The 21033-nt window shown below is 59.8% G+C and carries 19 protein-coding genes; 11 read left to right on the forward strand and 8 right to left on the reverse strand.

Going from position 1 to position 21033, the window contains the following annotated elements; translation table 11 throughout:
- Positions 1-88: 88 nt before the first annotated feature.
- On the reverse strand, positions 89-1108 hold the full coding sequence (locus E8M77_RS14430) for an ABC transporter permease (protein ID WP_137131345.1): 1020 nt from the start codon (positions 1106-1108) through the stop codon (positions 89-91).
- A 7-nt stretch (positions 1109-1115) separates the two neighbouring features.
- Positions 1116-2681, reverse strand: coding sequence for a sugar ABC transporter ATP-binding protein (locus tag E8M77_RS14435; RefSeq protein ID WP_170975888.1), 1566 nt, complete (start codon positions 2679-2681; stop codon positions 1116-1118).
- Positions 2682-2916: 235 nt separating this feature from the next.
- On the opposite strand from E8M77_RS14435, the gene E8M77_RS14440 reads away from it, so the two are divergent.
- From E8M77_RS14440 to E8M77_RS14450, 3 genes are all read left to right on the forward strand, one after another.
- Positions 2917-3612, forward strand: coding sequence for a FadR/GntR family transcriptional regulator (locus E8M77_RS14440; RefSeq protein ID WP_137131346.1), 696 nt, complete (start codon positions 2917-2919; stop codon positions 3610-3612).
- 52 nt (positions 3613-3664) lie between these two features.
- Entirely contained in the window at positions 3665-5197 is a 1533-nt protein-coding gene (locus tag E8M77_RS14445) for an altronate dehydratase family protein (RefSeq protein ID WP_137131347.1), read from the forward strand.
- Positions 5198-5384: 187 nt separating this feature from the next.
- On the forward strand, positions 5385-5741 hold the full coding sequence (locus tag E8M77_RS14450) for a DUF4112 domain-containing protein (protein WP_137131759.1): 357 nt from the start codon (positions 5385-5387) through the stop codon (positions 5739-5741).
- Positions 5742-5744: 3 nt separating this feature from the next.
- Here the strand turns inward: E8M77_RS14450 and E8M77_RS14455 are convergent, their stop codons facing one another.
- The 4 genes from E8M77_RS14455 to E8M77_RS14470 form a co-directional block, all read right to left on the reverse strand.
- On the reverse strand, positions 5745-6755 hold the full coding sequence (locus E8M77_RS14455; protein ID WP_137131348.1) for an acyltransferase: 1011 nt from the start codon (positions 6753-6755) through the stop codon (positions 5745-5747).
- A 24-nt stretch (positions 6756-6779) separates the two neighbouring features.
- Positions 6780-8051 (reverse strand): O-antigen ligase, encoded by a 1272-nt coding sequence (locus E8M77_RS14460; RefSeq protein WP_137131760.1) that lies wholly within the window; start codon positions 8049-8051, stop codon positions 6780-6782.
- Positions 8052-8056: 5 nt separating this feature from the next.
- Complete coding sequence (locus E8M77_RS14465) at positions 8057-9322, reverse strand: polysaccharide biosynthesis/export family protein (protein WP_137131349.1); 1266 nt, start codon at positions 9320-9322, stop codon at positions 8057-8059.
- 131 nt (positions 9323-9453) lie between these two features.
- Positions 9454-10134: a sugar transferase gene (locus E8M77_RS14470; protein ID WP_137131350.1), complete on the reverse strand. Its 681-nt coding sequence runs from the start codon at positions 10132-10134 to the stop codon at positions 9454-9456.
- Positions 10135-10813: 679 nt separating this feature from the next.
- On the opposite strand from E8M77_RS14470, the gene E8M77_RS14475 reads away from it, so the two are divergent.
- On the forward strand, positions 10814-11104 hold the full coding sequence (locus E8M77_RS14475; RefSeq protein WP_137131351.1) for an exopolysaccharide production repressor protein: 291 nt from the start codon (positions 10814-10816) through the stop codon (positions 11102-11104).
- Between the two features lie 91 nt (positions 11105-11195).
- The gene (locus E8M77_RS14480) at positions 11196-12209 is read left to right on the forward strand and encodes a glycosyltransferase family 2 protein (protein WP_137131352.1); all 1014 of its coding nucleotides are present in this window, start codon (positions 11196-11198) and stop codon (positions 12207-12209) included.
- A gap of 19 nt (positions 12210-12228) precedes the next feature.
- Here the strand turns inward: E8M77_RS14480 and E8M77_RS14485 are convergent, their stop codons facing one another.
- Both E8M77_RS14485 and E8M77_RS14490 read right to left on the reverse strand, forming a co-directional pair.
- Entirely contained in the window at positions 12229-13179 is a 951-nt protein-coding gene (locus tag E8M77_RS14485) for a polysaccharide pyruvyl transferase family protein (protein ID WP_137131353.1), read from the reverse strand.
- 32 nt (positions 13180-13211) lie between these two features.
- Positions 13212-14198, reverse strand: a complete 987-nt coding sequence (locus E8M77_RS14490) for a glycosyltransferase family A protein (RefSeq protein ID WP_137131354.1) — start codon at positions 14196-14198, stop codon at positions 13212-13214.
- 696 nt (positions 14199-14894) lie between these two features.
- Here E8M77_RS14490 and E8M77_RS14495 point away from each other — a divergent pair.
- The 6 genes from E8M77_RS14495 (at position 14895) to E8M77_RS14515 (ending at position 20998) form a co-directional block, all read left to right on the forward strand.
- Positions 14895-16040, forward strand: coding sequence for an acyltransferase (locus tag E8M77_RS14495; protein ID WP_137131355.1), 1146 nt, complete (start codon positions 14895-14897; stop codon positions 16038-16040).
- A 3-nt stretch (positions 16041-16043) separates the two neighbouring features.
- Positions 16044-16832: a glycoside hydrolase family 16 protein gene (locus E8M77_RS14500; protein WP_137131356.1), complete on the forward strand. Its 789-nt coding sequence runs from the start codon at positions 16044-16046 to the stop codon at positions 16830-16832.
- 71 nt (positions 16833-16903) lie between these two features.
- Positions 16904-18103, forward strand: a complete 1200-nt coding sequence (locus E8M77_RS23900) for a glycosyl transferase family 1 (RefSeq protein ID WP_246659269.1) — start codon at positions 16904-16906, stop codon at positions 18101-18103.
- Positions 18104-18106: 3 nt separating this feature from the next.
- Positions 18107-19117 (forward strand): glycosyltransferase family 2 protein, encoded by a 1011-nt coding sequence (locus E8M77_RS23905; protein WP_246659270.1) that lies wholly within the window; start codon positions 18107-18109, stop codon positions 19115-19117.
- Complete coding sequence (locus E8M77_RS14510) at positions 19101-20036, forward strand: glycosyltransferase family 2 protein (RefSeq protein WP_137131357.1); 936 nt, start codon at positions 19101-19103, stop codon at positions 20034-20036. The genes E8M77_RS23905 and E8M77_RS14510 overlap by 17 nt, the downstream gene beginning before the upstream one ends.
- Positions 20033-20998 carry a glycosyltransferase family 2 protein gene (locus E8M77_RS14515; protein WP_137131358.1) on the forward strand — a complete coding sequence of 322 codons (966 nt, stop codon included), beginning with the start codon at positions 20033-20035 and terminating at the stop codon, positions 20996-20998. The genes E8M77_RS14510 and E8M77_RS14515 overlap by 4 nt, the downstream gene beginning before the upstream one ends.
- The last annotated feature ends 35 nt before the right edge of the window (positions 20999-21033 follow it).

The raw sequence follows: 21033 nt of genomic DNA on the forward strand, positions 1-21033 counted from the left end.
TCCATCCTCCAAAATGAAGCGGCCATGATGGCCTCCTCCCGAGAGCTCCCACTCCCATGTTGTTGCGGATAAGGGTCCGCACCCTCTCTCATCGGCGGTTGCGCAGCTGGTCGATCCAGACGGTGAGCAAAATGACGAGGCCGATGATGATCTGCTGTGTGAAGGCGGAGACGCCATTCATGTTCAAGCCATTGCGCAGGATGCCGATAACGAAGGCGCCGATCGCCGTGCCGGAAATCGTGCCGACACCGCCGATCAGCGAAGTGCCGCCGATGACGGCGCTGGCAATCGCATCCAGTTCATACATCACGCCTTCATTCGGCTGGGCGGTGACAAGGCGCGACATCAGCACGCAACCGGTCAGGCCTGCCAGCGTGCCGGACAGCACATAGGTGAAACTGACGACGCGGTTGACATTGACGCCGGACAGCCGGGCGGCATCGACATTGGAGCCTACGGCATAGATATGTCGGCCAAGCACCGAGCGGTTCAGCATGAAGGATACGGCAATCGCAATGACGATCATCAGGATGACCGGATAGGGAATGCCGGGAAAGACGACATTCGGAAAGCCGTCATCGCCGATGGTGACCACGCGAAACAGCGAGCCATTGCCCAGTTCGCCAAAGCTTTCGCCAAGTCCGGATACGGCGCGTGCGCCGGTGATCTGCAGCGCCACGCCGCGGGCAATCAGCATCATGCCAAGCGTTGCGATAAAGGGCGGCAGCTTCATGCGGGTGACGAAAATACCGTTGATGAGACCGCAGGCCGAACCGGTGAGAATGCCGATCAGCATACCGATCGGAACCGGCATGCCCAGTTCCTTTACGGCAAGTGCGGCCACAACGCCCGACAGCGCCAGCACCGAGCCGACCGAAAGGTCGATGCCGCCGGTGATGATGACGCAGGTTGCGCCAATGCCGAGCAGTGCGATCGACGTGACTTGTAGCGCGATCGTCATGCCGTTGTTGACGGTGAAGAAGGCGTTGCTGGTGGCCGAAAACACGGCAATCAGCACGAAGAGGCTGCCAAGCGCTGCAAACTTCTGGATCACATCCTTCTGGCGATCGCTAAGGCGCCCGCTTTTCGGTTCGGTCGGAATGCTCATCTGAACCTCAATTCGCCGCCGGGCGGTGCGGGCTCAGCCCATAGCCCGAGGCGTAACGCATGATTTCTTCCTGGTTCGTCCTGGCTGTATCCAGAACGCCGGTGATGGTGCCGTTGTGGAAGACGGCGACGCGATCGGTCATGCCAAGGATTTCCGGCAGTTCCGAGCTGATCAGGATGACGCCGATGCCAGTGCGGGCAAGCTCGTCCATGATCTTGTAGATGGCAAATTTGGCGCCGACATCGATGCCGCGCGTCGGCTCGTCGAAGAACAGGATGCGCGATTGGCGAAACAGCCATTTGCCGATGATGATCTTCTGCTGGTTGCCGCCAGACAGCAGCCGGACCGGCTGCTTGACGGACGGCGTCTTGATGCTGAGCAAATCGACATAATGCTCTGCCGCCTTGGCGTGAGCGGCAAAATCGATGAGCCCGAAGCGGTTCGACACCGCCTCCATATTGGCAAGCGTCATATTGGCATCGACCGGCATCTTGATCGCTAGTCCTTGTGCCTTGCGATCCTCCGACAGATAGGCAAGGCCTGCGGCAATCGCATCGCGTGGCGATGTGATCGACAGGACCTTGCCATCCATGGTGACCGTGCCTTCGTTGAGCGGATCGGCGCCGAAAATGGCGCGCGCCACTTCCGTGCGCCCGGCACCCATCAGCCCGGCAAAGCCTAGGATTTCGCCGCGGCGCAGCGTGAAGCTGACATTGCGGAAAACCCCGTGACGGGTGAGGTTGTCGGCGCGTAGCAGCACATCTTCGGATGGTGTCGAGGTGCGTTCCGGGAATTTTTCCTCCAGCGACCGGCCAACCATGCGCGACACGATCTCGTCCACGCTTGTTTTGGCAAAGGCGCTGGTTGCCACATAGCGCCCGTCGCGCAGCACGGTGACGCGGTCAACGATGTCCGCCATTTCGTCCAGCCGGTGGGAAATATAGATGATGCCGACGCCCGAGGATTTGAGATCGTGGATCACCTTGAACAGCAGCCGTGTTTCCTGCTCCGTCAATGAAGACGTCGGCTCGTCCATGATCAGCACTTCGGCATTGAGCGACAGCGCCTTGGCGATTTCCACCATCTGGCACTGGGCAACCGAAAGCTCGCGCACCAGCCGGTCAGGAGAAATGGCAACGCCCAGCCGGTCGAGACAGGCCTGCGCATCGGCCTTCAGCTTGCGGCGATCGACTAGAAAGCCACGGCGCGGTTCGCGCGCCAGATAGATGTTTTCCGCCACGGTCAGATGCGGCACCAGGTTCAGTTCCTGGTGAATGATGGCGATGCCGAGGTTTTCGGCTTCCAGCGGATTGGCGAAATTGCGCGTCTGGCCCTTGTAGACGATCTTGCCGGATGTGGGCGTATAGACGCCACTGATGATCTTCATCAGGGTGGATTTGCCGGCACCATTTTCGCCGCAGACGGCATGAACCTCGCCGCGCTTCAGGTCGAAGCTGACATCGGCCAGCGCAGTGACGCTTGGAAATTCCTTGCGGATGTTTTCAAGGCTGAGCAGCATCTCGTCCGCAAACGAAGTGCCTGCCATGCCCTTTATGGCTTCGCCGTTTTGCATGATCTGCTCCTCCTTGCGCCCAAAGGCGCCAGCCGTTCGCGCTCCACCCGGCGGCTGTGGGATAGTGGTATGCGGCCTGACCAAATTGGTCAAGCCAATTTCAGAAATATTCGATACGGTGTGGGGATGGCCGCAATAAATTGATGTAAAACAAATAAAATCAATGGCTTGAATGTGGTCTTGCCAGTTCCCGATCTTCTGCCTATGGTAAGGCCAACCGAGGGCAATGGGTTTGATGAACGGGATCAGGACGAGCGAGCGCAGGCTTTACCAGCAGGTGGCAGACCAGATCCGCGCGCTGATCCAGGCCGGCCAGTTCAAGCTGGGCCAGCGCCTGCCGGCCGAACGGGATCTGGCGCAGCAGCTTGGCGTATCGCGTCCCTCGCTGCGCGAGGCGCTGATTGCGCTCGAAATCGATGGCACGGTGGAGATCCGCATGGGGTCGGGCATCTACGTCATCGCCACGTCCGAGCGTCGTCCGGCCTCTGCCTCCTCGATGGGTGAAAGCCCGGTGGAACTGATGCAGGCGCGCGCTGCCGTGGAAGGTGCAGTCATGGTGCTGGCTGCCTCGCGCATGACACCGGATGTTTTGAAAACCCTGCGCCAGACACTGGATGCGATGGGTCGCGAAATTGCCGAGGGGCGCAAGCCCGTGGAGCATGACCGGCAATTCCATCTGGCGATTGCCGCGCAAGCGGGCAATAGCGTGCTGGCGCGCATTGTCGGTGAATTGTTTGATGACCGTCATAGCCCGATCTCGACCCAGCTGCGGGTGCATTTCGAAACACCGGATACCTGGAGTTATGCGCTTGACGAACACGAGGCGATCTATGCGGCGCTGGAGGCGCGCGATGGATTGCTGGCGCAGGCGATGATGCATGTGCATCTGGAGGAATCCAAGCGCCGGTGGCTGGATAGCGAGCCCAGATAGGTCCGCGGTTTTCGACATAGAAGATGAATAAACCTCCAGGGAGGAGGATTAAATGAACGAGTTCGTATCCCCCGTCATCGTGCTGAACGCGCTGGATGATGTGGCCGTCGCCCGTCGCTCCATCCCGGCCGGTGGCCCGACCGGCTATAGGGATCTGCTGGCGCGCGACCTGATCGGCCGTGGCCACAAGGTGGCGATCAAGCCGATTGCTGCCGGCCATGAGGTGCGCAAATACGGCCAGATCATCGGGCTTGCCACGCAGGATATTGCGCCCGGCGCCCATGTGCATCTGCACAATCTTTCCATGCTGCCGTCTGAGCACGAGCACCAGTTCTGCGTCGATATCGAAGAGACCGGCATGGTGCCTCTTGCCGAGCGCCGCACCTTCATGGGCTATGACCGTGGCCTTGGCGGTGCGGGCACGCGCAATTTCATCGGCATCATTTCCTCGGTCAACTGTTCGGCGACCGTCTCGCGCTACATTGCCGACTATTTCAACCGCTTAGGTGGGCTGGATGGTTTTGACCATATCGATGGCGTTGTGGCGCTGACCCACAGCACTGGCTGCGCGCTCAACAACAAGTCGGAGGGCTATCGCCTGCTCATCCGCACCATCCAGGGCTATGCGCGGCATCCGAATTTCGGCGGCATCCTGATGATCGGGCTTGGCTGCGAGACGAACCAGATCGGCCCCATTCTCGAGCATTACAAGATGGAGGAGGGCGACCGGCTGCGCACGATGACGATCCAGCAGCATGGCGGTACGAAGAAGACGATCGATGCGGCGATTGCCATCATCAAGGACATGCTGCCGGTGGTGGATGCGGCTCGGCGCACGCCGCAGCCTCTGTCGAAGCTGAAGCTGGCGCTCGAATGCGGCGGTTCCGATGGCTATTCGGGCATTTCCGCCAATCCGGCGCTGGGCCATGCTTCCGATCTCATCGTGCGCCATGGTGGTACGACGGTTCTTGCCGAAACGCCGGAAATCTATGGCGCCGAACACCTGCTGACCCGCCGGGCGGTGACCCCTGCGGTGGCGCAGAAGCTGCTCGACCGCATCGACTGGTGGCGTGACTATACGGCGCGCAATGGCGATGAACTGAACAACAATCCCTCGCATGGCAATAAGCAGGGAGGGCTGACGACCATCCTTGAAAAATCGCTCGGCGCGGTTGCCAAGGGCGGTTCCATGCCGCTGAAGGCGGTCTATGAATTTGCCGAAACCGTCACCGAGCCGGGTTTTGTGTTCATGGATACGCCCGGTTACGATCCGGTCGCCGTCACCGGTCAGGTGGCCGGCGGCTGCAATGTCATCTGTTTTACGACCGGGCGCGGTTCGGTATCGGGTTTCAAGCCTTCGCCCTGTATCAAGATCGCCACCAATACCGACATGTACGAGCACATGAGGGAGGACATGGATCTCAACTGTGGCGGCATCGTTACCGGCGATGAGACCATAGAACAGTCCGGCGAGCGGATCTTCGAGCATATTCTGGCGGTTGCCTCCGGCCAGAAGACGCTTAGCGAAATCTACGACTATGGCGACAATGAATTCGTGCCCTGGCAGGTCGGCGCGGTAACCTGATCTTTCATCAGAAATATAAGCAAGACCTGTTGCACAAGAGGCATCTGCTTCCCATCTCCACGATTGCGCTATTGGCGCGTGTGATCGGGAGGTGATGATTGTGGCAAGTGCGGGTTCAAGATCCTGGACAAAGGCCGATGGCTGGGGCTCTGCTGCCGGTGGGCGCGCAGGCCTTGATGCCGACACGATGCGGCGCATTGCCCGCATGGCAAAGCTTGCCCGGCTGATGGATACGGCGATCCGCATTCCGGGAACCGGTATTCGTTTCGGTGCCGATTCGGTGCTTGGTCTTCTGCCGGTGGTCGGAGATGCCAGCGGCGCGGTGATTGGCCTTGTCATCGTCAACGAGGCGCGACGGCTCGGCCTGCCGCCGGAAAAGCTTGCCCGCATGCTCGGCAATATCGCAACAGATGCGGTGGTCGGCAGTGTGCCGCTGCTGGGCGACCTTTTCGACGTCTATTTCAAATCGCACCGCCGCAATGCCCAGATCATTTTCGACCATTTTGGCGTGAGCGCCGAAGAGGTGATGCGCAGCGGCCGCTGAGGTTTATTCTGCCGCCTGCCAGTGCGGCAGGCGAAAGACCAGGCGACGGTGCTTGATCAGATGGTGCAGTGGTCGCTCCACGGCTTCATAGCAGGCAATACCGAGCAGTGTGCCCAGAAACGCGCCGCCCCAGACGATGAGCCAGACGGGGATACCCAGCGCAAAGCCGAATTTCACCACAACCGCAATCGCCAATGTGTGCCAGAGATAGATCGAGTAGGAGGCATCGCCGAGATAGGCAAGGCCCGGAAGATTGGGCAGCAGATCGGCCTTTTCCAGCGCCAGAACGCCGATGACGAGGCATGCTGCGAGCGGCCCGCAGAGCCAGCTGTCAAACTCCATGCGCAGCAGGTAGATGCCGGTAAATGACAGGACGGAAAGGATGATCAGCATCAGGCCGGTATCGGCATTCGGGATGCGGCCCGAAATCCAGAGCCGTCCGATGACGGCACCGGCCAGAAATTCCAGAATGATCGGTTTCGTATAGAATTGCAGAAGCGGCGTGGACGGATCCCAAAGCAGGCCAACCAGCGCGAATGAGCCGAAGATGGCGGCAAGCACTAAGAGCCGCAGGCTGGGCGCAAGTGCCAGTGTCAGCGCAAAGGCGGCATAGAAGAACATCTCATAATTCAGCGTCCAGCCCTGCACCAGCACCGGCCATAGTGCGCCGCCATTCGGTGAGGGCAGGGGGATGAAGAGGTAGGAGCCGATAAGATGCGGCCCATCGAGGATCAGGTTGGGGAAGAGGCCGGCCATGGCGCCGAGCACCATGATCGAGGTGACGATCCAGTAGCTTGGCGCGATGCGCAGCAGGCGATCCTTCAGAAATGCCAGCGGCGTCTGATGGCGGTTGTCGGCAATGACGATCATGATGAAACCGCTGACGACAAAGAACACATCCACGCCGGCCGCACCAATGGCGAAATGCTCGCCGCTGCGTTCTGCAGCATGAAACAGCACAACGGCAAGGGCTGCCATGGCGCGCAGATATTGAATGCCGTAAAGCGTTTTCATGCGCATCTCCCTCGTGCCTATGCCTTAGATGGCATGCGGCCTCATGGAATGGATCGGCTGGCCAAGGCCAGGCATGGCGGCATAGGCCGGGCTTTTCAGCGTCAGCTTGCCCACTGAAAAATACAGAAGAAACGAACCGACATGATAGGGGTGCATGATGTCGATCTCGACGAAGGAGCGGATCAGCAGCAGCGCCAGAACGCTGAACAGCACGGTGGATTCCGGGCTGCGCCGCTCATGCAGCACGCGCTTCAGATGGCCGATAAAGCCGGTGAGCAGCACGAGGCAAAGAAGCACCGTGCCAATGACACCGGTTTCCACCATGGTTTCGATATAGGTATTGTGGAAATGGAAGCCGCTGCGCGAGCCGATGTAGAATTCCTCCCAGAGCCGTTCGGCTTCCGGAAAGCCCTGCACCCAATAGCCCTGATAGCCGGAACCGATGATCGGGGACTGGCGCGCCGCCTCTATGCCCTGCTGCCAGAGATAGGTGCGGCCGGTGAGCGTGGAATCCTTGCCGAAAATGCCGAGCACGGCATCCATGGCGCCGAGCCCCAGGGCGGCATTGGCGCCCACCACAAGCACCACGAGGCCACCGGCAAACAACAGCTTTCGCGCCGTCGGCGCCAGCCTGCCCAATACCTGCAGCCCGGCCAGCACACCAAGGATGAGCACGGTGGTCAGAACCGATGTGGCCGATTGCGAGGCGAGCAGGCTATAGGCAGATAGAAGTGCGGTTCCAGCGCCTGCAAGCAGCCAGAGACCCCCGAGCCGCAGCACCATGATGCCGGCATAGGCAAAGAGCAGCCCGAGCGAGGCGTAAAAGCCCAGCTGGTTCTTCGAGGCGAAGGCGCCGACAAAGCTGTAGCTGCCGTCCAGCGGATCGAAATGGTAGACGCCGAACAGAAGCGAATAGAGAATTACCACGGCGCAGCCGCAGATCGCCCCGCGTGTCAGCGTCGCGATGCTCAGTGTTCGCATGGCAATCAGCGCGCAGATGATATGTGTGAGGTACTGGATGGCGGTGCGAAGTGAAATGCCGGGCGCCGGCGACCAGAAGACGGAGAGAAAACAGAAGGCCGCAAAGCCGAAGATCCATAGGAAGCGGACGTAATTGCCCAGAACCCGGCGGTAATCCAGCAGTACCAGCGGCAACCACACACCGTAATAGGCAAGGATCGAGATCTGGCCAAACCGGCTGGAATAGGCAAAGACGAAAAGCGACAGCGCAACGGCCATCGTTCCGTAAAAGGCGTTTTGATCCGGATCGATGAGGCTGGCCTTGGCAATCCTCATCGGCATCACTGCATCAGCAGTTCGGACGTGACCTTGATCACGTCGCCGGGCAGAAGGCGGCTCGTCTCGCTGGCGGCAATTTCCTTCGGTCCCTCACCGTCATCGCGCACGATGGAATAGCGGATGGTGGCGGAGCCGCCGCTTGGATCAAATTTCAGGGCTTCGGCTGATTGAGCCAGCGCCTCTGCCATCAGCTGGCGGTTTGTACCGATTTGCAGGTTGAGCTTTTCGAGTTCGGCTTCTGTATCCTGCATGTCCTTGGCGCGCTGCGCCTGCCAGTCATTGCGCAGGTTGATCTCGTCCTGATCCGCCTGGCTGATCTGCTGCTTGGCACGCAGGATATTGGTGTCGATATCGAGAAGGTTTGATTGAACTTCGGCGGTACGCTCCTCGCTCGACAAAAGCCGTGAACTGAGCGCCAGGCCCTGCTCGCTCAACCGGCTGATTTTGTCGCGATCCTCCTGGGCTATGTCCAGCTGGCGGTTCTGCGTCTCGGCCTTGCGGGTGAGGGACTGCACCTCGCTATCCAGCAGAGCCTTCAGATTGCCGAGCGCTTTCAGCTGCAATTCGTAGCGATCGCGGCGCTGTTTCATCAGCGCCGTCTCGCTGCCGATGAGGGCCGACGCGTTCCCGACTTTTTCCAGCTCCTTCGGCATGGTGATCTCGGCTGCACCGGTCATCTCGGCGGTCAATCGCGCATGGCGGGCAATCAGCCGGGCCCGCTGGCTGTCATAGACGACCATTTCCCCGCGCGCATTGATGAAATCGCGGGCAAAGCGCTGGCCCGAATCCGAACGACGCAGACCGCCGGCAAGGCTCACAGCCTTCAGCACGGTCAGATTGGGCGAGAAGGGATATTCGCCGGGCGTGTGAACATCACCGGCCAGAAACACGGGGCGGAACTCTGCCACTTCCACAGAGGCCGATGGCAGGTTGCGCAGCGCAAAGGTTGCCTGCAGCCGGGCGCCGATGGCAGCGGCTACCTCGGCGGGCGTCTTGCCGGCGGCATCGAGATCGCCAATGAAGGGCAGCGACAGGGCACCGGATGGTCCGATACTGTAGTCACCGCTCAGGGCATCCCAGTTCTTCACCGCTTCTTCTGCCGGCTGCCATTCGGCCACCCGGATGCGCAGCTTGTCCATCACGCCCAGTCGGTATACATCGTCTGCTTCTGCCGCAAAGGGCGCCAGAAGCAGACCGAGAGAAAGGGTTGCACCAAGGAAACGGTGCCATGGACCGATGATCTTTGTCGGCTTTGGCTGAGAGGGCATGGGCAATGTCCTTTGCCGAGGCGCAAAGGACCTGCCGGATGTCAATCCGGCTCCTCTGCAGGCCTCTGTTTGAAAGCAAGCGTTGGGGAGCGTCTTCTGCGGCCACCTTAGAGGGTGGGCCGCTGACGACCTCAATAACTGCCGCGCGACATGCACACGGCTGGGATGGTCTTCACGATGATGCTCATGTCTTGGAGCAGGGACCAGTTCTGGACATAATGCGTGTCAAACGCGATGCGGCTTTCATAGGACACGTCATTGCGCCCGCTGATCTGCCACAGGCCTGTGAGGCCCGGACGGGTTCTGAGATAGTAGACGGCAAACGTGTCATAGATCGTCAACTCCTCGTCCACCACGGGACGCGGGCCGACAATGCTCATTTCACCGCGCAGCACGTTGAAAAGCTGGGGCAGTTCATCGAGGCTGAGCTTGCGCAGCACGGCGCCGACTGTCGTCACGCGCGGATCGTTCTTCAGCTTGCGCGTTGCTTGCCATTCGGCCTTGGCTTCGGGGTTGTTGTGCAGGTAGCGGCGCAGTGCCTCGTCGCCATTTGGCACCATGGTGCGAAACTTCAGGCACTTGAACGAACGGCCATTATGGCCGACGCGGGTGTGTCCGTAGAAAATCCGGCCGCCATCGGTGAATTTGACAAGGGCAGCGATCATCAGGAAAAGCGGAAGAAATATCACCAGTGCCGATATTGCAGCGAAGATATCGAATGCGCGTTTGGCAAGCCCGCCTGTGGGAAAGGCGAGATGCATCTCGTCAGTCTGGTTAAGCGGCGAAAGTGCCGATCGTGTCGCGGACTTCATAGAGAAGACTCCATTGCTGTAGCGAGTGGTCGGTGCCATTGCGGCGCATCATTGCCGCTGGATGTGATGATATTTGTGTGTTCTGAATTTGTTGCCAGTGGATTTTTGTGTCAGCGGCTTCCCGGCACGCCTAAAAGGAGCAACTTGGAGTTTTTTGCACGCAAAGCGCTTGCTATGCTCCAAGTGCAAACTGGGCGATGCACAGGCTGTTCCTCTGTAGTTTTGTGAAAATCTCTCACAACTCAACTTTAACATTTGGCATGTTGCAGGTTAAGTGAGCGCTAATCTACCCGGAGACATACACCTCGCTGCTACGAAAGCGCCGGAATTGATCGCATTTTAACTATCGAAACGCAATTTTTGTGCAATGCAATGTTTGTGCTGCACTGCAATCAGGCGTTTTAGCGCGGTGTGAACTGTGTAACAAATGTTGATCGCACGCCCGGTGTTTGCAGGGGTGCAACCCGGGTCAATTGTGTTGCAAATGAGGCGGGTGGTTTCGGTTCTGCGCACGATGCGTTTACCGATCAGCATAGTGCATTACCAAATAGTCATGGATACAATGACAGAAACCATGTTATCAAAGAGGCTGGAGAAGGATGATCTCGATCTTGCTCTCTGTTGAGTTCAGGCTTTGTCGGGTCGATACTTCGTCGCACATGCGTTCGGGAGGAACCTAATGTACGGACCGCGCGCTCTGGTCAGCATGCTAACGGTGCTGGTCGTCTTTGCTGTTACGACCTATCTGCTCAACGGCTCACTTGCCACGACCCTGTGGCATACGTTGCTCTGTGCGATCATTCTGCAAATCGGATATTTTGTCGGCGTGCTTTTGCTGGTGCGCAAGGAGGCATCAGAGCGCAATCGTGATCTTGCCGATACCAAATCCGCAGCCAAAAGCGCCGATAGTCGCCTGGATGACGACATGCATGCCAGTCCGGCCCCCAAGCTCAATATCGGCGACCGTTGAACGCTATTGCTTGCTTATCCTGACCTCTTCCATATCCTCGACATCTTCCTAGTTTCTGTTCCGTTTGAACGAACACGCAACGGAGTGCGCCATGAGCGAAACGACGAAAGCGGATGTCTGCGTCATCATTGCCGCCAAGGATGCAACTGAAACGATCGGCCGGGCCATCACCTCTGCCTTGCAGGAACCGTCTGTGGCGGAGATCGTGGTGGTGGATGATGGCTCCTCCGATGGCACGCAAGCGGTGGCTGCCGCGAAAGACGATGGAACGGGGCGCCTTCGCGTGCTGCGCTTTGAGGTGAACCGCGGTCCATCGGCGGCCCGCAATGCGGCGATCGAGGCCTCCTCTTCGCCGCTGATCAGCATTCTGGATGCCGACGATTTCTTCTTTCCGGGCCGCTTTGCCGCCATGCAGGCGCAGGGCGACTGGGACCTGATCGCCGACAATATCGGCTTCATCCATCACGATCCGGCTCTTGGCCTTGTTCCGGATCGGTTTCATACGCGTTGCCGCAGCCTGTCGCTGGTGGATTTCGTCGATGGCAATATCAGCCAGCCTGGCGTGCGGCGCGGCGAGATCGGCTTTCTGAAACCGGTCATGCGCCGGGCTTTCCTCGACCGACATGGCCTTCGCTATAACGAGGATCTGCGGCTCGGCGAGGATTACGATCTCTACCTGCGTGCACTCGCCCATGGTGCCCGCTATAAGGTCATTGATCATTGCGGCTATGCGGCAGTCGTGCGCGCCAATTCGCTCAGCGGGCGCCACCGCACCGAAGATCTTCGGCGTCTCTATGAGGCCGAGCGTGCGGTTCGCCAGACTTCCGGCCTGCTCACACCCCAGCAGGCGGCGGTCGTGCGTCGTCATGAGCGGCATATCAAGGCGCGCTATGATTTGCGCGTGGCGCTCGACATCAAGGCGAAAGGCGGTCCCGTGGCTGCAATCCGCCATCTGCTTGCCTATCCACGTGCCGTTCCGGCGGTTCTTGCCGGCGTGCTGCAGGACAAGCTCGATGCGCGCCGTGGCATCGCCGATACCGGCCCGCCGGTGCCGGCGGGCAAGCTGCGCTATCTTCTGCCCGGCGTGCCGGTGGCACAGAAGTGATGGGTCCGATCAGGCGGCGTTACAAATAGTCGCGTCGCACGCCTTCGATTACCTCGCGGAACAGCGCCTTGCGCTCCTCCAGCCGTCCGTCCGGCGAAAGCTGCGGCTCTGCGCGGCTTGCCTGCCAGAGCGCAAGCGTGGAGGGTGCGGCCAGCATTTGCTTGGCCGCTGACCGAAGCCGCGTCCTGGTGTCCTGCTTCTCAGTCATCGTCATGCCGTCTTCGGCCTCAGCCGGTGCAGCGCCCGCTCCAGATCCGCTTTCACCACCAAATTGCAGGCCCCAGAATCTGGACTGCTTGCGCACGGCCTCCGCCCGTGTGGATACCGGCACATAGCGGGGGCTGTAGCTCGCCCCAACAGTCTGCACCCAGTCCGTCCACTTGAAACTGTTGATGGCGCGCGAGGTGCTGACCGCGACCCACGGCACCCGGAAGGCATCGGCAAGGATGGCGCCATGCATGGATTCCGCCACGATCAGTTCCGATTGGGCAATGGCGGCAATCACCGATTTTGCCTCTCCACGCGGATCAAGATAGGTCAGGCCTGCCGGTTCGCAGGCCTGCCTCCAGATGCCGAATTCCGCCGATTCCCAATGGGGGATGAAGGTTTTCGCGTGGCGCTTCGGCAGGTTCTGAAATTCCGGCATATCGGTCACCATCACGGCCGGATCGATAATGCCCATGCTTTCGGGCAGGCCGAGCTTTTTTGCCGTCAGCGGACCGCGCACGCAGCGCACATCCCATTCGGTGGGGTCGCTGATGTCTGGCGGCGAGCCATAGCCATAGCCGCTGCCGATCACCAGCTTGCGAATGTTGCGCGGGATAAGGTCCGGATTGAGCACGGTGCCAACGCCGACCAGCATGGTTTCCGGATGCACGTCCCGCAGACCGGGCAACAGGAAATCCCAGAGCCAGAGATTGAGATCATCACCGAAATTGCCGTGATGGGATTCCCAGAAATACGGTTTCATAATGTGTTTCCTCAAAGCCCGGTTGCAGGTGTTCAGGTGCTGGCAGCGGATGCGCTGTCGCGCGGCTTCAGCTTGCCGGCGCCTAGTTCGAAGGCGGTTCTGAAAAGAGCCGGGTCACGCCAGGCCCATTGCGCCAGCATGGAGAGATCCGGCACCCGGCGGCGGCGCATCAGCCCGGCCTGGCTCCACAGCGCCTGGCGGCGGGCGGTATTCTTGTAGGCGTTGATCGAGGCGATCGCGTCAGGGCGCCTTGCAAAACGCAGTTCCAGCCGGTCAAGAGCCACCCAGGTGTTGAACTGCTGGCGCAGGAACTGCGGCGACAGGTTGTCTATGCCATGGAATATGTTGATGCCCCGCCCGCGCGTGGCGCCGGCGTCATCGCAGAGCAGCGGATGTCTGGCCGCCAGTATGCAGTCGCAGAAGAACAGCACGTCTTCGGCGGCCAGCCGCAACAGCGGCTCAAACCGCACCTTTTCGAAGATCGGCCGGGCGATGACCATGCAGGACAGGTGCAGGAAGCTCCAGTTCTTCAGCATGACGCTGGCAAGATCCGGCACTTCCAGCACCAACGGCGCCTCCAAGACCCGTCTTGCCCCGTCTTCCTCCTCCAGCTTTGCCATGCCGAAATGATAATAGAAATCCTCATCTGCCTGCATGGAGGCCCAGTAGCAGTCGCCATCCAGCCGGGTCAGGCTCTTATGGGCGTTTTCCAGATGCGTCGGCAGCCAGATATCATCGGAATCGAGGAAGGCGACAAAGCGCGTTTCAGCCGGAACGTTGTCGAGCCCGGTATTGCGCGCACCGCCTGGACCCGCATTCGCCTGCTTGATCAGGCGCACCCGGCTTCGCTCTTCATCGCTCAACTCTTCCAGTTCCCGCTCGCCCGGATAGGGAGAGGCGTCATCCACGACGAGGATGTCATAATCGGAAAAGCTCTGGGCGAAGATGGAACGAAGCGCACGCAAAAGCACGCCGGCATCCCTTTGGTAGAAGGGTATGATTACAGTGAAGGTTGCCATGGGTAGCCCCGCTATTGCCAGGAAATCGAGGTTGCTGACCGTTGTCAGGAACCGGTGACCGCTCTTCCGCGAGGGTTCTTGGCGCCGCGAAAGTCCGTGTGTCTTTCAAGAGGCCATGCTGTCGATCCGGCCTCTTCCCCATCGAGCTCCTATCGAGCCCTGTCATTCCGGCTGAAATTTGTCCCCTTTTTGCATTGCGGCAAGGGTGTTGCGCTGCAGCATGACGAATTCAATGTTTTCAAATGCCTGGCAGTTGTTGCGTGGTGTCCGCCAGGGTTCTCGGTCCCGATCGGCTTTGGCTGTCGCGAAAGCGTGATCGGCTGCAACAGTGGTTTTGCCACCTTTATGCCACAATCAGGCGGCCCAACTGCGGTTCAGTGTGGCCAAAACGGTCGCGCATGGCAATTAATTTGACAGGGTGTCGGAAAGTTTTACCTTAAGCTGGCGCCACTGGGGATCTGGGAATCCCATTGTATTCCTTGAGGGGTGCCGGGATTTTCGGGCATTTTGGACTTGTCTTTGCCCCGCTTGCACGCCTTTACAGCCGCCAATTGCGCCTAGCATGCCTTGAGTTTTTGCTGCGCTGCCACATTTTGCCCGAAACAGAACCGCATCATTTCTGCTCACGGGCTTAAGATCTGCTCTGTTTGAAACGGTTGCGATGGGAGGCGCAACCCTAATAAAGGGGTGACCGATGTGACTGTTGATCAGAACATATCCTCCCGTATCAATCTGATGCGCATTCTATTGATCTGCGGCATCGTCTTCGTGCATGTGCCCTATGATGTTGACGCAAGCCCATTCCTGCAGGCCAATGGGGCCTTTGACTGGATGCGGGTCTTTCTCGGCGAAAGCCTGTTTCGCATCGGCGTTCCCTGCCTCAGCGCCATTTCCGGCTATCTGCTGTTCCAGCGTGGCTATGATGCCTTTGACTATCGCAAGACGCTCATCTCCAAGAGCCGCACTGTGCTCCTGCCCTTCCTGCTGTGGAATTTTGCGCTTCTGATCCTCGTGCTGGCCGTGCAGAGGATGGACATGGGTCTCGGCTATTTCCCCGATCTCTGGGGCGCCACGCGGGCAGATTGGCTCGATCACACGCTTGCGTTCAATGATTTTCCGGTCAATCTGCCGCTCTATTTCCTGCGCGATCTTTTGGTCTGCATTATCCTGTCGCCCATTCTTGCCTTCCTGGTGCGCCACGCACCGGCCATGACGCTTGGCATCCTGTTTGCAATTGCCGTCGTGCCTGCCCTGGATACGGGCCTTGTGCTGAAGGACTCGATCCTGTTCAGCTTTACGCTTGGCATTTATCTCGCCCTGTTTCACGTCGATCTGAAGGCGCTGGACCGCTACGCACCGGTCGCTTTCGGTCTGCTGCTCGTGGTGTCCGCACTGCTCGCGCTGGGCCTCTTCCACACCGGGCCGGATTTCCCGCTGCCCATCCATATGGCGCGTAATGCGCTGTCTATTATCGGCGTTCTGGGCTTCTGGCTCCTGTCTGCACCGCTTGTCCGCACCTCGGGCGGACAGTGGTTATCGCGCACCGGCAGCCTCAGTTTCTGGATCTTCTGCGGCCATTATCCGCTGTTGATGGTGATGTGGATGGTGTGGAACCGCAGTGCAGATGCGAGCATCTATCCGATTTTTTATGTTGGCGCCGTCCTCCTTACCTTTGCCGCTGTTACCGTGAGCAATCGCCTGGCGCTCAACTGGATGCCAGGCGTGTATGGGGTGCTGACCGGCAATAGGGGCCGGGCATCAACCTCCAGGGGATCGGCAGGGCAGCATGCCGCCGATCCGGCGGGAAGCCCTCCGGCTTCCGTCTCAGGAGAACAGAGGTAGACAATGACCAACTATCGTTCCCCCGCTTTTTGCAATCTGGCTTTGCTCGCTGCAAGCCTCATGGCTGCAACCGGTCCTGCTCAGGCGCAGCAGACGAGCGGCGCATCCTTCACCGAAACCTTCGACAGGTTGGATACGGCTTTCTGGTATATTTCCGATGGCTGGAACAATGGTGCCCACCAGAATTGCACTTGGTCGAAAAGTCAGGTGCGCGTCGCAAATGGTGAATTGACGCTCGGCTTTGCCGCTCAGCAGGCCGGCGACCGCGCTTATGTCTGCGGGGAGTTGCAGACGCGCCAGCGCTACGGTTTCGGCACGTATGAAGTGCGGATGAAATCGGCGACCGGCTCCGGTCTCAACTCGGCCTTCTTCACCTATATCGGCCCGACCGACAAACAGCCGCATGACGAGATCGATTTCGAGGTGCTGGGCAAGAACTTACGTCAGGTCCAGCTCAACCAGTATGTCTCGGCCAAGGGCGGCAATGAAAAGCTGGTGCCGGTCGCCGGCGGAGCAAACCTTTCCTTCAACGACTATGCCTTCATCTGGGAGCGCAACCGCCTGCGCTATTTCGTGAATGGCACGCTCGTCCATGAGGTAACTGACCCGGCAAAAATCCCGCCCAATCCGCAGAAGATCTTTGCCAGCCTTTGGGGAAGCGACACGTTCAAGGACTGGATGGGTCCCTTTTCCTACACGGGACCTGCCGAAATGAAGATCGACCGTATTGCCTTTACCGCGATGGGCGAGACATGCCGCTTTGCGGAATCGGTGCTCTGCAAGCTCGATTGAGGCGCCAGCGCCTCTTTCTTTTCCGTTGATGCAGCGCCTCGATCGGGGCGGGACACCAGGAGTTGAACGACGTGACGTTGAACGTTCTTTACCTCGCCCACGATCTTTCCGATCCGGCCATTCGCCGGCGCGTGATGATGCTGAAGGCCGGTGGCGCGACTGTCACCGTCGCCGGCTTCCTGCGCGATGAAAACCGCATGGCGGGGGATCCGCAGGTCAAGGTGGTTGTGCTTGGCGAAACGGCCGATGGCAGGCTCGGTCAACGGGTGGCAGCCGTGGTGAAGGCCCGGCTGTCGCTTGCCAGCCTGTTGTCGGGCGTCGCAAGGCCGGATGTTATTCTCGCTCGCAATCTCGAAGTGCTGGCACTGTCCGGTTCCACGTCTGCACAGTTCGGTGGTTCGGTGCCTATCGTCTACGAATGCCTGGATATCCACCGGCTGCTGCTCGACCGGGGCATGAAGGGCCGGATGCTGCGCGCTGCCGAAGGCTTTTTCGGGCGTTCGGCCTGCCTGCTTGCCACCAGTTCGCCAGCCTTTGTCGAACACTATTTCAAGCCGCTGTCGAAGCTCGATCTGCCGATTCTTCTGCTGGAAAATAAGGTTCTGGAGCTTGAACCGACAGCGACCGCGACAAAGCCTGCGCCCCGGCCCCCGGCTGTTGGTCAGCCTTGGCGCATCGGCTGGTTCGGCGCCATTCGCTGCCGCAAGAGCTTTGCGATCCTCTCTGCCTTTGCCGCAGCCATGCAGGGCCGCGTCGAGGTGGTCATTCGTGGCCGCGTGTCGCCAAAGGAATTTCCCGATTTCGAGGCGATGGTGGAAGGCGCTGCGCATGTGTCGTTTCACGGCACCTATCGCAACCCGGAGGATCTCGCCCGCATTTATGACGAGGTGCAATTCGTCTGGGCGATCGATTTCTTCGAGGAAGGCCTGAATTCGCTCTGGCTTTTGCCGAACCGGCTTTACGAAGGCGCGCTGCACGGCGCCGTTCCCATTGCGCTTTCGGCAACAGAGACCGGCCGCTTTCTGGCGGCACGCCAGATCGGGCTTCTGCTCGACCGTGCCGATCCACAGGCGCTGCAGCAGCGTTTCGACGCGCTGGATGGCGCAGAATACCAGGCGCTGTTTGATGCCCTTGCCGCCACCGAGCGCACGCAATGGGTCACTGACCGCAGCGATTGCCAGGCGCTGGTGCGCCAGTTGGCAGCGCTGGGTCGCGCAGCGCCTGCGCCCGCCGGTCTCACCATCCCATCCCCCCTGCAATCGGAAGGTTAGAGCATGTCGTTACCGATCCTGCCTGAGATGAGAGCGCTGGTGGTTATTCCCTGCCTCAACGAGGCACGCCATATCGAGCCGCTCTTGCGCAAGCTGGCTAAAAACCGCGGCAATCACGACATGCTGATCGTGGTGGCCGATGGCGGCAGCACGGATGGCACCCGCGCCATCGTTTCGCGCCTGACGGCGGAGATCACCGATCTCGTCATGCTCGACAATCCGCAGCGCATCCAGAGTGCCGCGACCAATCTGGCCGTAAAGCTTTTGGGCGAGGGGCGGGACTATCTGATCCGCGTCGATGCGCATGGCGATTACCCGGATGATTACTGCCAGGTCCTGCTGCAGGAGGCGGTGGATACCGGCGCCGATTCCATCGTGGTCGGCATGAAGACGGTCGGTTTCGACCTTTTCCAGAAGGCAACGGCGATGGCGCAGAATTCAAAGCTCGGCAATGGCGGCTCCAAGCATAGGGAGGGTGCGGATGGCCACTGGATCGATCATGGCCATCATGCGCTGATGCGCATTGAGGCGTTTCGCGCCGTCAAGGGCTATGACGAGAGCTTTTCGCACAATGAGGATGCGGAACTGGATTACCGGTTGGGCCAGGCGGGCTTTCGCATCTGGATGACGGCCAAAACCTTCATGACCTATTATCCGCGCACGAAACCCTATGCGCTCTTCCGGCAATATCTCGGCTATGGCCGGGGCCGCGCCCGCAATCTCCTGAAGCACCACGCCTTGCCAAAACTGCGCCAGGCGCTGCCACTGATGGTCATGCCGGTCATCTTGGGCGTGCTTCTGGCTGTCATCCACTGGGCAGCCCTGGTGCCGTTCGCCCTCTGGGCCATCGCCTGCCTTGGTTACGGCGTCTGGATTGGGCTGTCGCAGCGCAATCCGCTGGGGCCGCTCGCAGCTGTCTCGGCGATGATCATGCATGCTGCATGGTCGGCTGGCTTCTGGCTTGAATTGTTCGGCATCCGTAAAAGAGGATCGGTACATGAGAAGCGGTCTTGATCAATCGCTGGTGCATGTCGATATCGGTGTGTGCACTTTTCGCCGGCCCGAACTGCAGGACACCTTGGCTTCGCTGTTTGCCCTTGTTGTGCCTGCCGATATACGCATCCGCCTGATCATTGCCGACAATGACGAGACGCCGAGCGCCTCTGAGCTGGTGGACAGCCTTCGGGCGCGTTCGCCCTTCGAGCTTGTTTATGTCCACTGCCCGAAATCAAACATTTCAATTGCCCGCAATGCCTGCCTTGCGGAAAGTGACGGCGATTATCTTGTCTTTATTGATGATGACGAGACGGCAGCGCCTGAGTGGCTTGCAGCGCTTCTCGACAAGGCTTCGGAAACGGCAGCCGATGCCGTGCTGGGCCCGGTGCGCGCACTTTATGATGAAGGCGCGCCGGACTGGATGCGGGAAGGCGATTTTCACTCCACGCGACCCGTCTGGGTGGGCGGCGAAATCCGCACCGGCTATACCTGCAACGTGCTTCTCGACATGCGCTCGCCGCGCATTCGCGGCCGGCGTTTTGCGCTGGCACTCGGCCAGAGCGGTGGCGAGGATACACATTTCTTCACGCAGGTGACGGATATAGGCGGCAGTATCGTCTTTGCGGAACAGGCATTGCTGGAAGAGAAGGTGCCGGCAAAGCGGGCAAGCCTTGGCTGGCTGATGAAGCGGCGCTTCCGCTCCGGCCAGACGCATGGCCGGATTGTCGGCGCACGTCATTCGCTGATCCAACGCATCAAACATATCGGTCTTGCCATGTTGAAGGCTGGTTTCTGCGGCATGGCTTTTCTGGGCACATCTGCGTCGCCCATCACGCGCAACCGCTATCTGCTGCGCGCCACACTTCACTGTGGCGCGATCAGCGGTATCATGGGCATGCGCGAGATCCGCCAATATGGTTCCATGGAGGCTGCATGAGCGGTCAAACCGTCCCGGATGTCAGTTTTATCATTGCCGCCTACAATGCCCGCGATACGATCGGCCGGGCGCTCGACAGTGCGCTGGCCCAGATCGGCGTTGCGGTCGAGGTGATCGTTGCCGATGATCGCTCGACCGACGGGACTGCCGAACTCGTGCGCTATTTCGGTGATCCGCGCGTCCGGCTGCTTGAACTGCCGGTGAATGGCGGGCCGGGCCGGGCTCGCAATGCCGCGATTGCAGCAGCGACCGGCCGCTGGATTGCGGTGCTTGATTCCGACGACGAAATCCTGCCGCAGCGCTCTGCCGCGATGATCGAATGCGCCGGCCGCATGGATGCGCAGATCGTTGTCGACAATCTGAAGGTCGTGAAGCCCGGCGCTCTGGCTGAGACGATGTTTGCGCCGGCGGAGTTGCAGAAGCGCCCGGCGCTGACATTGGCCGATTTCATCGATTCCAACGTTATTTTCCGCTCCACCTTCAATTTTGGCTATATGAAGCCGATGTTCGAGCGGGAGTTCCTGGCGCGCAAGAGCCTGCGCTTCGATGAGAACCTGCGCATCGGCGAGGATTACATCCTCTTGGCGTCGGCGCTGGCAAGCGACGGTATCTGCGCCATCGAACCGTCGCCCGGCTATCTCTACCATATCCGCGAAGGTTCCATCTCGCGGGTGCTCAAATCCCAGCATGTGCATGCCATGATGGAGGCCGACCGTCGCTTCCTGGAGCGCTATGCGCTTGATCCGGCAGCCCATGCGGCACAGGAACGCCGCAGCCGCAGCCTTGAAGAGGCCGATGCGTTTCTCGCTCTCGTCGAGGAGATCAAGCGCGGATCGGTCATGGGCTGTTTGAAGCTCGCGGCCGCGCATCCGACTGCCATACGTCATCTCAGAATGCCGATTGCGGCACGCATGCGCCGGCTTTTCGGTTCCATGTCGCCGGCCGGCAAGGCGTCGTCCTGAACATATACCCCCCGACCGGGGCGCGAAAGGGTATC

Origin of the sequence: Rhizobium sp. FY34 (assembly GCF_005222845.1) — a bacterium.
In the GTDB taxonomy this organism is placed as follows: domain Bacteria; phylum Pseudomonadota; class Alphaproteobacteria; order Rhizobiales; family Rhizobiaceae; genus Neorhizobium.

Bases quoted from the DNA above. Each gene is read 5' to 3' on its own strand.
- E8M77_RS14455 (WP_137131348.1), bottom strand. From the start codon at position 6,755: ATGAAAACGCTTTACGGCATTCAATATCTGCGCGCCATGGCAGCCCTT.
- E8M77_RS14460 (WP_137131760.1), bottom strand. From the start codon at position 8,051: ATGAGGATTGCCAAGGCCAGCCTCATCGATCCGGATCAAAACGCCTTT.
- E8M77_RS14475 (WP_137131351.1), top strand. From the start codon at position 10,814: ATGTACGGACCGCGCGCTCTGGTCAGCATGCTAACGGTGCTGGTCGTC.
- E8M77_RS14470 (WP_137131350.1), bottom strand. From the start codon at position 10,134: ATGAAGTCCGCGACACGATCGGCACTTTCGCCGCTTAACCAGACTGAC.
- E8M77_RS14515 (WP_137131358.1), top strand. From the start codon at position 20,033: ATGAGCGGTCAAACCGTCCCGGATGTCAGTTTTATCATTGCCGCCTAC.
- E8M77_RS14445 (WP_137131347.1), top strand. From the start codon at position 3,665: ATGAACGAGTTCGTATCCCCCGTCATCGTGCTGAACGCGCTGGATGAT.
- E8M77_RS23905 (WP_246659270.1), top strand. From the start codon at position 18,107: ATGTCGTTACCGATCCTGCCTGAGATGAGAGCGCTGGTGGTTATTCCC.
- E8M77_RS14450 (WP_137131759.1), top strand. From the start codon at position 5,385: ATGCGGCGCATTGCCCGCATGGCAAAGCTTGCCCGGCTGATGGATACG.
- E8M77_RS14440 (WP_137131346.1), top strand. From the start codon at position 2,917: ATGAACGGGATCAGGACGAGCGAGCGCAGGCTTTACCAGCAGGTGGCA.
- E8M77_RS14430 (WP_137131345.1), bottom strand. From the start codon at position 1,108: ATGAGCATTCCGACCGAACCGAAAAGCGGGCGCCTTAGCGATCGCCAG.
- E8M77_RS14465 (WP_137131349.1), bottom strand. From the start codon at position 9,322: ATGCCCTCTCAGCCAAAGCCGACAAAGATCATCGGTCCATGGCACCGT.
- E8M77_RS14485 (WP_137131353.1), bottom strand. From the start codon at position 13,179: ATGAAACCGTATTTCTGGGAATCCCATCACGGCAATTTCGGTGATGAT.
- E8M77_RS14500 (WP_137131356.1), top strand. From the start codon at position 16,044: ATGACCAACTATCGTTCCCCCGCTTTTTGCAATCTGGCTTTGCTCGCT.
- E8M77_RS14435 (WP_170975888.1), bottom strand. From the start codon at position 2,681: ATGCAAAACGGCGAAGCCATAAAGGGCATGGCAGGCACTTCGTTTGCG.
- E8M77_RS14510 (WP_137131357.1), top strand. From the start codon at position 19,101: ATGAGAAGCGGTCTTGATCAATCGCTGGTGCATGTCGATATCGGTGTG.
- E8M77_RS14490 (WP_137131354.1), bottom strand. From the start codon at position 14,198: ATGGCAACCTTCACTGTAATCATACCCTTCTACCAAAGGGATGCCGGC.
- E8M77_RS14480 (WP_137131352.1), top strand. From the start codon at position 11,196: ATGAGCGAAACGACGAAAGCGGATGTCTGCGTCATCATTGCCGCCAAG.